Here is a 13,797-nt window from a genome sequence, read left to right as displayed (position 1 = left end):
CTCGTCACCAGGGGGTGGAAACGGGGCCGGCCCTTCGGGTCGGCCCCGTTTCGCGTGTCAGGCTGTACGCATGATCGAAGCAGTCGTTTTCGACCTCGACGGAGTCGTCGTCGACTCCGAGCCCGTCTGGGAAGAGGTCCGCCGTGCCGTCGTCGCCGAGTTCGGCGGCACCTGGATGCCCGACACGCAGAAGCGCCTGATGGGCATGAGCACCCCGGAGTGGGCCGACTATCTGAGCGGCGAGCTGGGCGTCTGGCTGACCCCTGAAGAGACCGCCCGCACCGTCATCGAGCGGATGGCCGAGCACTACCGCCACCACCTGCCCCTGCTCCCGCACGCCGCGGCGACCATGCGCGCCATCGCCGACCAGTGGCCGGTCGGGGTGGCCAGCTCCTCTCCCGCCGTACTGATCGACACCGTCCTGACGGCCCTCGACGTGGACGTCCGGGTGGCGATCTCGACCGAGACCATGAAGCGCGGCAAACCCGCCCCCGACGTCTATCTGGCCGTGGTCGAGCGGCTCGGGGTCACGCCGGAGCGGTGTGTCGCGGTGGAGGACTCCAGCAACGGGCTGCGGTCGGCGGCGGCGGCCGGGCTGATCGTGGTGGCGGTGCCGCAGGCGGCCTATCCGCCGGACGAGGACGCGCTGGCCGGAGCCACGCTGGTGCTGGAGAACCTGGCCGAACTGACGCCCGAGACGGTGGCGAAGCTGGCCTAGTGGCGGGCCAGGCCGGGGATGACGATTTCGGCCCGGGGCGGATATTCGCCGAGCAGCCTCTCCTGCTCGCCCGTTTCGTAGAGGCGCTGGGCCTGGTTTCCGGGCTCGACCACGACGTATCCGGTCGCGGTCGGGCCCACCGCGAAGCGGCCGTCGGGAATCCGCATCAGGGTGTCGGCCGTCCCGTCGAGGTTGAAGCTCTCGACGCTGACCGATTCTCCGTAGACGAGCAGGTAGAGCCGGTCGCCCCGCGACTGGACCCAGAGGCCGTGGTCCGCGTCGGTCAGCGGGCCCGACTGGGGGCGGAAGAGGACGGCCCTGCCCGCGACGTCCAGAGCGAGCTCGTCGACGGCCTGCTGGTCCGGTTGGAGGATCAGGTCGTGGCCCGGGGTCAGGCCGACGATCTCGTTGCCGTCCAGGACCATCGGGCGGGTGATCCGGCCGGTGCCGAGGTCGACGTCGAGGTAGTGGGAGACGTCGCCGTCCTTGTGGTGGCCCAGGATGATCCGGTTCGAGTCGGCCGACCAGACCCAGGGGCCGTAGACGCCGCCCGGTTCGGCCGGAACTCGGTAGATGGTGTCGCCGAGCAGGTCGCGCAGGACGTAGCCGCCGCCTTCCGGGAGGCCGAGCCAGCGGCCGTCCGGGGAGATGGTCATGTTGCCGGGCGGGTTGATCGTGCCGACGCCGATCTGGATCTCGCGGCCGTCGGTCAGGCGCAGCAGGGTGGGGCAGTCGACGCGGCAGACCGCGTAGAGCGAGTGGGCCCGGGCCATCGGGTGTGTCACGACGGTGACGGGCTTCTCCTGGACGGGTCGCATCAGGACCGCGCCGACGATCAGCACCGTGAGCACCGTCGCCGCCGCGCTCCATCGGATCACCTGGCGGCGGCCGACGGTTCGGATGGCGCGGTCGGGGTCGCCGTAGTCGCGGGCGTCTTCGGCCAGGTCGTGGAGTGCCTCACGCGGGTTCATGGACACCTGCCTTCCGGAGCCGCTTCAGGGCGTCGTGGGTGTGGCGTTTGACCGTGCCGACCGAGCAGCCGAGGCGGGCGGCGATCTGCGCCTCCGGCAGGTCTTCGTAGAAGCGCAGGTAGAGCACGATGCGCTGCTTGGCGGTGAGGGTGGTGAGGGCGTGCCGGAGCACGATCTTCAGGTCGGTGTCGGGGGGCGGGGCGGGAGTGTCCGGGGGCTGCGAGGTCGGGAAGAAGATCAGGCGGCGGGGGCGGTGCCAGGTGCGTAACTGGTTGATCATGATGGTCTTCAGGTAGGCCTCGGGGTCGTCGGCGGCCGAGATCCGCCGCCACTTGGCCGCCGCCTTGGCCAGGGTCTCCTGCATGAGGTCCTCGGCCCTGGCGTGGTCGCCGGTGAGCAGGAACGCGGCACGCGACAGGGCGCGGCCGCGGGCGGCCACGAACGTCCGGAAACCCTCTGCGTCGTACATCTGCCCTAAGGACTCCGCCGGGGGCCGGAAGGTTGAGACGCGAGGAACTCCGCCAGGTGCAGGGCGTGGATTCCGGTGCCGTGTTCGATCTGGGTACGGCAGCTGAAGCCGTCCGCGAGGATCTTCGCTCCGGCCGAGGCGCGCAGAGCGGGGAACAGGGCCTGTTCGGCCACGGCCATCGACAGGTCATAGTGGTCGGGTTCGAAGCCGAAGTTTCCGGCCAGGCCGCAGCAGCCGGCGTCGAGCTGGGTGACGTCGGCGCCGGTTCTGCGCAGGAGGCGGAGGTCGGCGTCGGTGCCCATGATCGCGTGCTGGTGGCAGTGGGGCTGGGTGACGACCCGGCCGGGAAGGTGGGGCGGGTCGATGTCGTGGTCGTCCAGGAGCTCGGCCAGGGTTCTCGTTCTGTTGGCCAGTCTTCTGACGTCGGGGTCGTCGGGGAGGAGTTCGGGGGCGTCGGAGCGCAGGACCGACGTGCACGACGGTTCCAGGCCGACGAAGGGGATGCCGTCGTCGAGGGCGTCGCGGAGGATGCGCGCGGTTCTGCGGATGACCCGTCTGGCCATGCCCAGCTGGCCGGTGGAGATCCACGTGAGGCCGCAGCAGATGGGGGCGCGCGGGATGCGTACCGAGAAACCGGCTTTTGTCAGGACCCTCGTGGCGGCGACGGCGACCCGAGGGGTGAAGTTGTCGGTGAAGGTGTCCGGGAGCAGGAGGACCTCGGGGCCGCCTTTCTGGGCCCGGAAGGTGTCGCTGAAGCGGACGCGGGCCGGTCTCGGCAGGTCCCGCTCCCGGGTGAGGCCGGGGACTCTCGGGATCTTCAGCAACAGGGGGAAGCGCGCCCAGAGCGGGAGCCAGCCCAGGGCGTAGTGGGAGAGGGGGCGGATTCTGCCCCGGTAGTAGTGGTGCAGGAACTCGGCCTTGTAGGTGGCCATGTCGATGTGGACGGGGCAGTCGGAGCGGCACCCCTTGCACGACAGGCAGAGGTCGAGGGCGTCCTTCACCTCGGGTGAGCGCCAGCCGTCGGTGATCACGTCGCCCTGGAGCATCTCGAAGAGCAGCCGGGCCCTGCCCCGGGTGGAGTGCTGTTCGTCGCGGGTGACGCGGAAGCTGGGGCACATCACCCCGCCGGTGTCGCGGCGGCACTCCCCCACTCCGGCGCAGCTCGTCGTCTCGGCCGCGAAGCCGTTCCGGAAGGTGAAGACGGTCTCCACCTCGCGTGGGCGGTCCTTCAGGTGGTCGTCGAGCCGGTCGGGGTCGATCAGGCGGCCGGGGTTCATCCGGTTGCGAGGGTCGAAGGCCTGCTTGAAGCGGGTGAACGCGGCCATGACCCGGTCGCCGAACATCTTCGGCCACAGTTCGCCCCTGGCCAGGCCGTCGCCGTGCTCGCCGGAGAACGAGCCGCCGTAGGAGACGACCAGGTCGGCGGCCTCCTCGACGAAGGCGCGGTAGTCGGCGCGGCGGAACGGGATCCGGGTGTGGACGCAGCCGTGGCCGAAGTGGCCGTAGAGGGACGACGCGCCGTAGCCGTGGTCTTCCTGGAGTCGGCGCAGGTCCCTGAGGTAGTCGCCGATGCGTTCCGGCGGGACGGCCGAGTCTTCCCAGCCCGGCCAGGCGTCGCCCGCCGTGGCGCCGACGGCGGCCTCGCGGATGGCGGCCACCTCCTGGACATCTCGTTGGATGACAGGCCGCACGCCCAGGTCGGCGGCCATGTCGCGGGCCTTGGCCTCGGCCTCCTCCGGGGTGTCGGCGCCGAACTGGACGACCAGCCAGCCGCCGCCCTTGGGGAGGCGGTCGATCGCGGCCAGGTTGAGGCGGCGGGCGCGTTCGTATTCGATCAGGCGGTCGTCCATGCCCTCCAGGGCGATCGGGTCGTAGGGCGCGATCGACGGGGCGGCGTCGGCGGCCTCGAAGACGTCGCGGAACCCGAGGATCGCGACCGCTCCGGCCCTGGGCTGGGGGACCAGCTTCAGCCGGGCTCTGAGAACGGTGACGAGGGTGGATTCCGAGCCGACCAGGGCCCTGGTGAGGTCGTGGCCGTTCTCCGGGAGGAGGGCGTCGAGGCCGTAGCCGGAGACCCTGCGGGGGATCTTCGGGAACCGGGCTCGGATGTCGTCCTCGTACTCGTTCGCCAAGGTCTTCAGAGCGGTTTTGAGGGGTTCGGGTGGGTCGGAGGTCCAGAAGCGGGTGCCGCCATAGGTGAGGACCTCCAGGTCGAGGACGTTGTCGGAGGTCTTCCCGTAGGCCTGGGCGGTGGCGCCGCAGGCGTCGTTGCCGATCATGCCGCCGATGGTGCAGTGGTTGTGGGTGGCCGGTTTCGGGCCGAACATCAGGCCGTTGCCGGTGAGGTCGTCGAGGACCGTGCCTGGTTCGGTGACGACGGTGTTCTCGCCGGTGTCCCACGTCCGCGTGCAGTGTTTCGACCAGTCGATGATCACCGCGGTGTTGCAGCACTGCCCGGCCAGGCTGGTGCCGCCGCCTCTCGACAGGACCGGCACGTCGTGGTCGGCGCAGATCTCCACCGTGCGGGCGGCGGCTTCGATGGATCTCGGTACGACCACACCGATCGGCACCTCGCGATAGTTCGAGGCGTCGGTCGAATAGACGGCCCTGGTTCCCCGGTCGAATCGGATCTCGCCGTCGACGTGGTCACGCAGGGCGCGCTGGAGGGCGTCGAAAAGCGCCATGCGTTCCGCCCTTGCCTGAGGCCGGTAGGTCCATGCGGGGTTTCCGGCAAAATTTCCCGTGGGGTTGCGACCCCGTCAATACGGCGTAGGGAATGCGCGAGAACGACATATAGATCCCGATTAATCGCTTTTCGGGTGCTTAATGTCGATTCATGTCACTGGCTGAGATCGCCCGGCGATTCGGGACCCCTGCGTATGTCGTGGACGAGGACGCCGTCCGCCTCCGGTGCCGCGACTACCGCGCCGCGCTGCCCGCTTCGACGGTCGCCTATGCGGGGAAGGCGTTTCTGACGCAGGCCATGGCGTCGTGGGTGGCCGAAGAAGGGCTGTCCCTGGACGTCTGCTCCGGCGGCGAACTCGCGCTCGCCCGGTCCGTCGGGTTCCCCCTCGATCGGATCATCTTCCACGGGAACGCCAAGACACCCGCCGAGCTGCGGGAGGCCGTCGGGGTCGGACGCGTCGTCATCGACAACGTGGCCGAGATCCACCGGCTGGCGGCGCTGGTGCCCGTCGGGCAGCGGCAGGACGTCTACCTGCGGGTGACGCCCGGGGTCGAGGCGGGCGCGCACGCCGCCATCCGCACCGGGTCGGAGGGGCAGAAGTTCGGGATCCCGCTGGCCGAGCTCTCCGACGCCGTGGCGCGGGTGCTCAGCCAGCCGGAGCTGCGGCTGGCCGGGCTGCACTGTCACATCGGATCGCAGATCACGTCGGTGTCGCCCTTCGAGGCGGCGGCCCGGGTGATGGTCGACCAGCTGGCCATGGTCCGGGATCGGTACGCGACCGTCCTGCCGGAACTCGACCTCGGTGGCGGGCACGGGGTCGCCTATCTCGACGACGAGCACGGACTCGACCTGGGGCAGTTCGCGGCCGCGGTGCCGAAGGTGGTCGCCGAGCGGTGCCGGGCTCTCCGTCTGCCCGTCCCCCGGCTGGTGTTCGAGCCCGGACGGGCCATCGTGGCCGCCGCCGGAGTGACGCTCTACCGGGTGATCTCGGTGAAGCGGCAGGGCGGGCGGACCTTCGTGGCGGTCGACGGCGGGATGAGCGACAACCCCCGGCCCGCGCTCTACGGGGCGCGCTACGCGGTCTCCGTGCCCGGACGGTCGGGGGCGCCGGTGACGATCGTGGGGCGGCACTGCGAGGCGGGGGACGTGATCGCCGAAGGCGTACCGGCTGGGGACGCGCGGCCGGGGGATCTCGTGGTCGTGCGGGTGACCGGGGCCTATCACCACGCGATGGGGTCTTCTTACAACCTGACCTGCCGTCCGCCGGTGGTGGCGGTGAGCGGCGGGGCGGCGCGGCTGATCGTGCGGCGCGAGGAGCCCTCGGAGCTGCTCCGGCGCGAGGTCGGGCGCTGACCCTCTACGACGGAAACGCCGCCCCGCTTCAGGCGGGGCGGCGTTTCCGCAGTTCAAACGGGGTCAGACGGCGTTGACGCAGACCGCCCTCGGGACCAGCACGAGCGGCAGGAGGCCGCCGTTGTGGACGTTGACGTCCCACGTGGTGCCCGCCGCACCGGGGATCGTGGTGACGGTGTACGCCGGCTGCGCGGTCGGCTCCAGGGCGTAGCCACCGCCGACGGCGCGCTTACCGACCGGGCAGATCGCCTGGGCGGTGCACTGGGTGCCCGGGGCGCAGGTGGTGGGCAGACCGTTGACGATCTCGTAGCCGGAGACACCCGGGAGACCCTGCGGACCGGCCGGCCCGGTGGCACCGAGCGGCCCCATCGGACCAGGGAATCCGGGAGGTCCGGCCGGGCCCATCGGGCCACGCGGACCCTCGCAGCAGCCGTGACCCTTACAGCACGGATGCGCGGCAGCCACCGACCGCTGCGCCTCAGCGGCACTCTCGGCCTTGGTCGCGGCGACCGGAGTCGCAGCAGCGGCCTTGGCGAGCAGCGTCCCGGCCTGAGCCGGAGCAGCGGCCTGGACCGGGGCGACAGCCTGAGCCGGGGCGGCGGCCTGCTTGACCAGCAGGGTCGCGGCCGGAGCGGCGGCAGCCTTCACGGCCTGAGCCGGAGCAGCAGCGGCCTTCACCGCCTGAGCCGGAGCAGCAGCGGGAGCGGCCTTCACCGCCTGAGCGGCGGCCACAGCCTGCGCCGGAGCGACAGCGGCGGCCTTGGTGGCAGCGGCGGGCGTCTTCGCGTCCGGAACGTCGGCGGCCCTCGCCGGAGCGGCGGCAGCCTTGGCGGCCTGCTCCATGAGGGTCTGCTTCGTGACCGCGGCCTGCATCGCGCCGGCGGCGGCGCGGGCCTGGATCGCGTTGGCCATGGCCGTGGCGTAGGCGGCAGCGGCCTGGACGCCGGCAGCGCCCGGAGCGGCCTGCCCGGCAGCCTCCTGGGCCTCTTCCGCAGCCTTCATCGCGGCGGCGGCGCGCTCCTCGAGAGCCTTCCGCATCAACTCGGCCCGCTTGGCGGCGGCCTTGCGCATCATCTCGGCGCGCTTGTCGGCGGCCTTCCGCATCATCTCGGCGCGCTTGGCAGCGGCCTTCCGCAGTGCCTCGGCCCGCTTGGCGGCGGCCTTCTCCGCCTTCGCGACCTTGGCCGCGGCGGCCTCGACGGCAACCGCCGGAGCAACCTGCGCGGCCTGAGCAGCAACTGCCTGAGCAACCTTGGCCGGAGCGTCAGCAGCCGGAGCGGCAGCAGCCTCAGCGACCTTGGCCGGAGCAACGGCGGCCGGAGCAACATGAGCCGGAGCAACCTGAACCGCGGCGGCCGGAGCCGGCGCGGCCTGGGCCTGCTTGGCGGCGGCCTTGGCCGCCTTGGCCGCCTTGGCGGCGGCCTTCTCGGCGCGGCGCTTCTGCTTCGCCTGAGCGGCGGCGGCCGGGGCAGCGGCGCCGGCCTGGGCCGGGCCGGTGGCGGCCGGGGTGGTCGCAAGGAGGATGGTGGCCTTCTTGGCGGCGACCGCCGCGGCCTTCTGGGCGGACTTCTCCGCGCCTGCGGCGCCCGGGATGTTCTCCGCGACCGGCGCCGGCTTGGTGGGGGTGTCGATGGGGTTGACCTGCGCCGAGGCGGCCGCCCCGGAGAAGGTGACCAGGGCGGCGGCGAGTACGCCGGTCAGCCCCAGGCTCAATTTGTTAACACGCGCGGGCATGTGGCACTTCCATACGGGTTGTCATTGTTCAACGTCCGAACACCATTGAGGTGTCGGCCGGAAAGTACCCGTATGGATTCTGGCGGCAGCCCTGCGGAACGCTAAGTCAGGACAAAGTCTTATGGTGCGCAATTCGGTCTATACGCCGATATTCAGTGACCGCCGGAACCCGGACCGAACCCCGCAGCGGCATCGGCGTCCGCAGTGCCGCGCCCACCAGCCCCGCCACGACCAGCAGCGCCAGCCGCAACCAGTCGGCCCCCGCGAACGTCAGCTCACCGAGCCCGTTCACCAGGAAACCCGTCATCAGCAGCCACGCGACGCACGCGACCGCGCCCACCGCCACCGGACGCCGGACGACCAGCCCGATCAGCGCCGTCATCGCGGCCATCGCCGCGACCCGCTCCGAGGTGTCCGGTACGGCCATCGCCACCACGACCACCGCCCCGACCGCCATCGCGGCCCCGGCCGGAATGAGCATCTCCAGCGAAGTAACGTGCCGAGAAACCATTTCAGGTCCTCCTTTCACCTCCTATCCAACAAGCGTCCGGGCCGTTGGCAAGCCATACTTACGGCATTCCTACGCCCTCTTGACGCCATAACCACGCGTCAACACGGCGTCAGCATTGACCGGTCACCCGTCAGAACGCCGTAGGGAAACTCCCACGGCTTTTCGCGCGCCCCTAACGTCGATCCCGTGAACAAGGAAGGGAATTCGACGATGGACGTCCCACTATTCGTGCCGGTCCGGAACTCCGGCTGCGCCAACGCTCTCCGGGTGTTCCGCACCCCCGGCGGAGCCCGCACAGCGGTGGCCTTCACCTCTCCGGTCCGGCTCGCCCTCGTGCTCGGCGCCGACCAGCCCTGGATCCAGCTCTGCGAACCGGCGCTGCGCTCCCTGGTCAACGACATCGGCATCCGGGACCTCGTCATCGACCCCCAGACTGCGGCGGCCACCCAGCCGACGCCCCACGCGGCATAACCCCCAGACCCGCCTCGGAGTGGCGCCGGAGCCACTCCGAGGCGTTCCAACGCCCAAGGGAACGTGCACGCCGAAGGGCCGCCCGCGAGGCCTCTGCACGAGGCCCGGCGTCGGGCGGCCCTTCTGGGAACGAGGGTCATCGCTCCAGGAAGTCGAGGAGTTCCTTGTTGACCTCTTCCGCGTGGGTCCAGCCGATGTTGTGCGGGCCGCCCTCGATGGTGATGAAGGTCAGGTCCTTGATCAGGCCGGGTAGCCGGGCGGCGGTGCTGGCGTAGGGCAGGATGCGGTCCTGGTCGCCGTGGACCAGCAGGACCGGGACGTCGATCTTCGACAGGTCCTCCCGGAAGTCCTCCAGCCACGTGTCGACGCACTTGTACGCCGAATACGGGCTCCCCAGGCAGGCCGCCATGAACGAGTTGTTCCAGGCTTCCTGGCTGATCCGGGTGTTCATGTACATGTCGACGTTGTAGAAGTCGTCCAGGAACTTCTTGAAGTAGCCGGGACGGTCGTGCGCCACGGCTTCCTTGATGCCGTCGAAGACGGACTTGTCGACGCCCTCGGGGTTGTCGGCCGTCTTGAGCAGGAACGGCGGGATGGCGCCCATCAGGACCGCCCGGCGGATCCGCTTGTTGCCGTATTTGCCCAGGTAACGGGTGACCTCGCCGGTGCCCATGGAGAAGCCGACCAGGTCGACCTCGGGCAGGTCCAGGCGGTCGAGCAGCATCTTGAGGTCGGAGGCGTAGGTGTCGTAGTCGTGCCCGCTGGTGGGCTGGCTGGACTTGCCCCAGCCGCGCCGGTCATACGTGATGACCCGGAACCCGGCTTCGAGCAGGACCCGCTGCTGCTTCTCCCAGGACGCGCCGCTGAGTGGATAACCGTGGATCAGGACGACCGGCCGTCCGGAGCCGTGGTCTTCGTAATGGATGTCGATCGTGTCGCTGTTCTCCCGGCCGACGGTGACCTTGCCCATTTCGCTCCCCCTGACATCGATTGGCCCCGGCCACGCTAGCAACACGGCATTTGTCACGTTTTACTACTCAAAGTCTCGTTCGTGGACGACCTGCGGCATGATCCCAACGCCCATTCGCTTGACCTGGTTGGGGGAGACTTGTCCCATGGCCAACGAACCGGTGGTGCTCGACGGCGGCGACCGGCGCTGCGTGCTGCTCCTGATCGAGCTGCGCAGGCTCGTCGACTCGCTCGCCCCGGGAGCGGTCGTCCACCTCAGGGCCACCGACCCGGCCGCCCCCCTCGACCTGCCGGCCTGGTGCCATCTGACCGGGCACTCCTACCTGGGCGTCGTCGGCGAGCACGTCTACGGCGTGCGGGTCGCCGAGACGGCCACGCCGACCCAGTCGGAACGCCCCTGGCACGTGAAAGATTCATCTCGCTGACCTGGGCGTCCGCGTCGTTTCATTGACCCGGCGGGCCCCTCGCCGGACCATCCGCCCATGAGGATCCTGACCGCCCTCGCCCTCGCCGCCGCCCTCGTGCTCGGCATCTCCGCACCCGCCCGCGCGATGTCGTACTCCTGCGACGTCACCTACGACACCAGCGTCTGGACCGGCGGCTTCGTCGCGTCCATCACCGTCGAGAACACCGGTACGAGCACCTTCTCGCCCTGGATCCTGCAGATCGTCTTCGCGGGGAACGAGACGATGAGCAGTGGATGGACCGCCACCTGGACCCAGACTCCCCCGAGTCTCCAGGCCGTCAATCCGTCGTGGGCTCCCTCGATCGCACCGGGGGTCACCTCGGCGGCCATCGGCTTCGTGGCGACGTACACGGGAACTTATGTGAACCCGACCGGCATCACGCTCAACGGCGTCGCCTGCACCGTCACCTACATCTGAGCGATTCCAGCAGTTCGGCCAGGGCCCGCCGGGTGTCGGCCAAGGCCGACGGTTCCGTGGTGAGCCACAACGCGGCCTCGTTCATCGCGCCGGAGAGCAGGCGGGTGAGCGGGGCCGCCGGGCGTTCGGGGAGCAGGCCCCGGCGCATCAGGTCGTCGATGGCCTCCTCCAGGTGGAACGCCGAGGTCGCCTCGTCGAAGGCGCGCCATTCGGCCCAGCCGAGCACCGCCGGGCCGTCGATCAGCAGGATGCGCTGGAGCGCCGGATCGGTGCTCGCCGTCAGAAAGGCCTGGCAGCCCGCGACGAAACCGGCCCAGGGGTCGCCGTCGGACGCGGCCACGATGCGGTCGGCGACCTCGTGGTGGACGGATTCCAGGACCGCGCGGAACAGCGCCGTCTTGCCGTCGAACTGGTGGTAGAGGGCGCCCTTGGTGACTCCGGCGGCGGCGGTGATCTCCGCGAGACCGACGTCGGCGTAGCCGCGTTCGGCGAACAGGCGCCGGGCTTCGGCGATCAGGGCCAGGCGGGTGCGTTCTTTCTGTTCGGCTCGCACGAGGTTCACTCCAATTGACATACCGTCGGTATGCGAAATAGCGTACCGGACATGAAGACCTCGAGTTTCTATCCCGTGGTCGCGACTCCGGTCATCGCCGAGTCCCGCGACTTCTACGTGCGGAACTTCGGCTTCTCGATCGTTTTCGAAGCCGATTGGTACGTCAGCCTGAAGAACCCCAGCGGCTATGAGCTGGCTCTTCTCGACCCCGCGCACCCGACGATCCCGGCGGGATACCGCACCCCCGCCCGGGGGCTACTGCTCAACTTCGAGGTCGACGACGTCGACGCCGAATGGCGGCGGCTGGTCGTCGAGGGCGGCCTGAGGCCCGAACTGGAGATCCGCAGCGAGGAGTTCGGCCAGCGTCACTTCATCGTCGCGGCGCCCGAGGGCGTGCTGATCGACGTCATCACGCAGATCCCGCCAGGAGAGGAATTCGCCGGGAATTTCAGCACCGCCAACCTTTAGCGGCCTTCCCGGCGTCGATAGAGAGTGTGAGAGCAGACGAGGGATTCCGGGAGTTCGTGGGCCGCCACCAGCGGGCCTGGATCCGCACCGCCTATCTGCTCACCGGAGACGCCCATCTGGCCGAAGACCTGCTCCAGAGCGTGCTGATCAAGGTGCTCGGCAAGTGGAACGGGCTGGCCCGCCTCGACCACCCCGACGCCTACGTCAGGAAGGCGCTGGTCAACCAGTACATCTCCTGGCGGCGGCGCCGGAGCGGCGGCGAGATCCCCAGTGCCGATCCGCCCGACCGGTCCTACTCGACCGAGGACTCCTCGGTCACCCGCCTGATGGTGCGCCAGGCCCTCATGCGGCTGACCCCCAAGCAACGCGCGGTGATCGTGCTGCGTTACTACGAGGACCGCACCGAGAAGGAGACCGCCGAGATCCTCGGCTGCTCCCTCGGCACCGTCAAGAGCCAGGCCCACCAGGCACTCGCCCGGCTGCGCGAGTTCACCGGGATTCTCACCGACATCGAGGGGGCCCGGCGATGACCTGGCTGTCCGACGCGCTCGACGACATCGCCGAACAGGCCCCCGACGTCGACCTGGCCGACCGCGTCATCGAGGCCCGGGGACGCCGCCGCCGCACACTGACGGCGGTGGCCGCGGGGGTCATGGTCGTGGTGACGGTGGCGGGCGTGGTGGCCGGGGTCCGGCTCCTGCACAGGGGCGAGGAGCCGGCTCCGGCCATCGACATCGACCCGCCCAAAAGCGCGATGGGACCGGCCACCCAGGCCTACCGACTGCCCTGCAAGGAACTCGACGGGAGGGAGCCGGACTGCCGGGGGGCCGGATGGCGGCTCGTGATCGGCAAGAGGGAATACGAGCTGGCCGACGCCCTGCCCGGCCGCAACGGCCCGCTGGCGATCACCGAGAACGGCTGGACCATCGCCTACTACAGCCTCAAGGCCGGCACGATCGTCACCCGCGACCTGCGGGACGGGAAGGTGACGGCGGCCCCCGCGAAGATCCCGCTCAACAAGATGGGCTCGGTGGCCGAGCTGGTGATCAGCGATGACGGCCGTTACGTGGCCTTCTCGAAGGTGCCGGAGTTCAAGGACCCGGGAATGTTGTTCGACATGGTCGCGCAGCGCACCCGGCTGCTGCCCAATCGGGTGGCGCCGGTCTGGATCTCCGAGGGCGCCGACCGGGTGATCCTGGCGACCTTCTCGCCCCGGCCCCGGCTGATCACGATGGCCGACCTCTGGGAGACGGCGTCCGCGTCCGACCAGACCGACATCACACTGAATCGCCCCTACTACTTCGGCGCCGCCGCCGTCGACGGCACCACGATCGTCGCGCTGGAGGACAACACCACGCGGCAGGACAACTGCGTCCCCGGCGACCTGGTCCACCTCGAAGCGCGGACCGGCAAGGTCCTCGCCACCATCAAGAATCCCCACCTGCCGATGCAGGACCGCCGCGTCTACCTGCGGAACTGGCGCAGCCAGCGGGAGATCCTCGCGCTGGCCTTCCCCAACCCCGACTGCGGCTCGAAGGGCATGGCCATCACCGCCTACGCCCTCGACGTGCACACAGGGAAGACCCGGAAACTGCGCACCTACAAGGGGGACGACTTCTGGTCGACGGCCTTCCCCGGCATCGGCGGCACCCCCTGACCGCGCCGCCGGGCATGCGCCTCGGCCCACTCCCCCACGGCGATCACCAGCGGCAACAGGTCATGGCCCGCCTCGCTGAGGCGGTATTCGGCCCGGCCGCCCGGCCCGCTCGGCGCGGCCCGGTCGACGAGACCCTCACGGACGAGCGCGGCCAGGACCCGGGTGAGCATCCGGCGGCTCAGCCCGTCGACCGCGCGGTCGAGCTCGTTGAAACCGAAGGGACGTTCGGCGAGCACGCCCATCACCAGCAGGCTCCACTTGTCGCCGACGGCGCGCAACACCGGGGCCGCACCACAGGCGGCCCGGTTGACGGGGAGGAGGGGGTACATCGATGTTCCTTCTTTCGCCGCCGG

16 protein-coding genes are annotated in these 13,797 nt (G+C 70.1%); 8 read left to right on the top strand and 8 right to left on the bottom strand.

Annotated elements, in window-relative coordinates:
* Positions 1-70 precede the first annotated feature (70 nt).
* Positions 71-718 carry an HAD family hydrolase gene (locus AW272_RS34040; RefSeq protein ID WP_066373857.1) on the top strand — a complete coding sequence of 216 codons (648 nt, stop codon included), beginning with the start codon at positions 71-73 and terminating at the stop codon, positions 716-718.
* Here AW272_RS34040 and AW272_RS34035 read toward each other — a convergent pair.
* The 3 genes from AW272_RS34035 to AW272_RS34025 are packed head-to-tail and all read right to left on the bottom strand — an operon-like array spanning position 715 to position 4,842.
* Positions 715-1,689 carry a TolB-like translocation protein gene (locus AW272_RS34035; RefSeq protein WP_066373855.1) on the bottom strand — a complete coding sequence of 325 codons (975 nt, stop codon included), beginning with the start codon at positions 1,687-1,689 and terminating at the stop codon, positions 715-717. The genes AW272_RS34040 and AW272_RS34035 overlap by 4 nt on opposite strands.
* Positions 1,676-2,158 (bottom strand): SigE family RNA polymerase sigma factor, encoded by a 483-nt coding sequence (locus tag AW272_RS34030; RefSeq protein ID WP_066373850.1) that lies wholly within the window; start codon positions 2,156-2,158, stop codon positions 1,676-1,678. The genes AW272_RS34035 and AW272_RS34030 overlap by 14 nt, the downstream gene beginning before the upstream one ends.
* A 5-nt stretch (positions 2,159-2,163) precedes the next feature.
* Positions 2,164-4,842 (bottom strand): FAD-binding and (Fe-S)-binding domain-containing protein, encoded by a 2,679-nt coding sequence (locus AW272_RS34025; protein WP_066373848.1) that lies wholly within the window; start codon positions 4,840-4,842, stop codon positions 2,164-2,166.
* Positions 4,843-4,994: 152 nt separating this feature from the next.
* On the opposite strand from AW272_RS34025, the gene lysA reads away from it, so the two are divergent.
* Entirely contained in the window at positions 4,995-6,197 is a 1,203-nt protein-coding gene (gene lysA, locus AW272_RS34020) for a diaminopimelate decarboxylase (RefSeq protein ID WP_066373846.1), read from the top strand.
* Between the two features lie 63 nt (positions 6,198-6,260).
* On the opposite strand, the gene AW272_RS45775 is transcribed toward lysA, so the two are convergent.
* Positions 6,261-7,931, bottom strand: coding sequence for a hypothetical protein (locus AW272_RS45775; RefSeq protein WP_157519011.1), 1,671 nt, complete (start codon positions 7,929-7,931; stop codon positions 6,261-6,263).
* Positions 7,932-8,037: 106 nt separating this feature from the next.
* Entirely contained in the window at positions 8,038-8,442 is a 405-nt protein-coding gene (locus AW272_RS34010) for a hypothetical protein (RefSeq protein WP_066373843.1), read from the bottom strand.
* A gap of 186 nt (positions 8,443-8,628) precedes the next feature.
* Between AW272_RS34010 and AW272_RS34005 the strand changes: the two genes are divergently transcribed.
* Positions 8,629-8,913 (top strand): SAV_915 family protein, encoded by a 285-nt coding sequence (locus tag AW272_RS34005; protein ID WP_157519009.1) that lies wholly within the window; start codon positions 8,629-8,631, stop codon positions 8,911-8,913.
* A gap of 136 nt (positions 8,914-9,049) precedes the next feature.
* Here AW272_RS34005 and AW272_RS34000 read toward each other — a convergent pair whose 3' ends face one another.
* A complete protein-coding gene (locus AW272_RS34000; RefSeq protein ID WP_066373840.1) occupies positions 9,050-9,883 on the bottom strand; it encodes an alpha/beta fold hydrolase in 834 nt (277 codons plus the stop codon).
* A 145-nt stretch (positions 9,884-10,028) separates the two neighbouring features.
* Between AW272_RS34000 and AW272_RS33995 the strand changes: the two genes are divergently transcribed.
* Both AW272_RS33995 and AW272_RS33990 read left to right on the top strand, forming a co-directional pair.
* Positions 10,029-10,307, top strand: coding sequence for a sulfurtransferase TusA family protein (locus AW272_RS33995; RefSeq protein WP_066373838.1), 279 nt, complete (start codon positions 10,029-10,031; stop codon positions 10,305-10,307).
* A gap of 57 nt (positions 10,308-10,364) precedes the next feature.
* A complete protein-coding gene (locus AW272_RS33990; RefSeq protein WP_066373836.1) occupies positions 10,365-10,766 on the top strand; it encodes a cellulose binding domain-containing protein in 402 nt (133 codons plus the stop codon).
* On the opposite strand, the gene AW272_RS33985 is transcribed toward AW272_RS33990, so the two are convergent.
* Positions 10,753-11,328 carry a TetR/AcrR family transcriptional regulator gene (locus tag AW272_RS33985; protein WP_245657869.1) on the bottom strand — a complete coding sequence of 192 codons (576 nt, stop codon included), beginning with the start codon at positions 11,326-11,328 and terminating at the stop codon, positions 10,753-10,755. The genes AW272_RS33990 and AW272_RS33985 overlap by 14 nt on opposite strands.
* Before the next feature lie 42 nt (positions 11,329-11,370).
* Between AW272_RS33985 and AW272_RS33980 the strand changes: the two genes are divergently transcribed.
* The 3 genes from AW272_RS33980 to AW272_RS33970 are packed head-to-tail and all read left to right on the top strand — an operon-like array spanning position 11,371 to position 13,444.
* Complete coding sequence (locus AW272_RS33980) at positions 11,371-11,787, top strand: VOC family protein (protein ID WP_066373831.1); 417 nt, start codon at positions 11,371-11,373, stop codon at positions 11,785-11,787.
* Positions 11,788-11,813: 26 nt separating this feature from the next.
* Positions 11,814-12,317 (top strand): SigE family RNA polymerase sigma factor, encoded by a 504-nt coding sequence (locus tag AW272_RS33975; RefSeq protein ID WP_066373829.1) that lies wholly within the window; start codon positions 11,814-11,816, stop codon positions 12,315-12,317.
* A complete protein-coding gene (locus tag AW272_RS33970; RefSeq protein WP_066373828.1) occupies positions 12,314-13,444 on the top strand; it encodes a hypothetical protein in 1,131 nt (376 codons plus the stop codon). Before AW272_RS33975 ends, AW272_RS33970 begins: the two co-directional genes overlap by 4 nt.
* On the opposite strand, the gene AW272_RS33965 is transcribed toward AW272_RS33970, so the two are convergent.
* Positions 13,387-13,773, bottom strand: a complete 387-nt coding sequence (locus AW272_RS33965; RefSeq protein ID WP_066373826.1) for a winged helix-turn-helix transcriptional regulator — start codon at positions 13,771-13,773, stop codon at positions 13,387-13,389. The two genes, AW272_RS33970 and AW272_RS33965, sit on opposite strands and share 58 nt — an antisense overlap.
* Between the last annotated feature and the right edge of the window lie 24 nt (positions 13,774-13,797).

This window comes from Herbidospora mongoliensis, from assembly GCF_001570545.1.
Classification (GTDB): Bacteria; Actinomycetota; Actinomycetes; order Streptosporangiales; family Streptosporangiaceae; genus Herbidospora; species Herbidospora mongoliensis.
This window is presented reverse-complemented; position numbering and strand designations above follow the sequence as displayed.

Coding starts and splice junctions, on each gene's coding strand:
- AW272_RS34040 (WP_066373857.1), top strand. CDS start 71: ATGATCGAAGCAGTCGTTTTCGACCTCGACGGAGTCGTCGTCGACTCC.
- AW272_RS34035 (WP_066373855.1), bottom strand. CDS start 1,689: ATGAACCCGCGTGAGGCACTCCACGACCTGGCCGAAGACGCCCGCGAC.
- AW272_RS34030 (WP_066373850.1), bottom strand. CDS start 2,158: ATGTACGACGCAGAGGGTTTCCGGACGTTCGTGGCCGCCCGCGGCCGC.
- AW272_RS34025 (WP_066373848.1), bottom strand. CDS start 4,842: ATGGCGCTTTTCGACGCCCTCCAGCGCGCCCTGCGTGACCACGTCGAC.
- lysA (WP_066373846.1), top strand. CDS start 4,995: ATGTCACTGGCTGAGATCGCCCGGCGATTCGGGACCCCTGCGTATGTC.
- AW272_RS45775 (WP_157519011.1), bottom strand. CDS start 7,931: ATGCCCGCGCGTGTTAACAAATTGAGCCTGGGGCTGACCGGCGTACTC.
- AW272_RS34010 (WP_066373843.1), bottom strand. CDS start 8,442: ATGGTTTCTCGGCACGTTACTTCGCTGGAGATGCTCATTCCGGCCGGG.
- AW272_RS34000 (WP_066373840.1), bottom strand. CDS start 9,883: ATGGGCAAGGTCACCGTCGGCCGGGAGAACAGCGACACGATCGACATC.
- AW272_RS33995 (WP_066373838.1), top strand. CDS start 10,029: ATGGCCAACGAACCGGTGGTGCTCGACGGCGGCGACCGGCGCTGCGTG.
- AW272_RS33990 (WP_066373836.1), top strand. CDS start 10,365: ATGAGGATCCTGACCGCCCTCGCCCTCGCCGCCGCCCTCGTGCTCGGC.
- AW272_RS33980 (WP_066373831.1), top strand. CDS start 11,371: ATGAAGACCTCGAGTTTCTATCCCGTGGTCGCGACTCCGGTCATCGCC.
- AW272_RS33970 (WP_066373828.1), top strand. CDS start 12,314: ATGACCTGGCTGTCCGACGCGCTCGACGACATCGCCGAACAGGCCCCC.
- AW272_RS33965 (WP_066373826.1), bottom strand. CDS start 13,773: ATGTACCCCCTCCTCCCCGTCAACCGGGCCGCCTGTGGTGCGGCCCCG.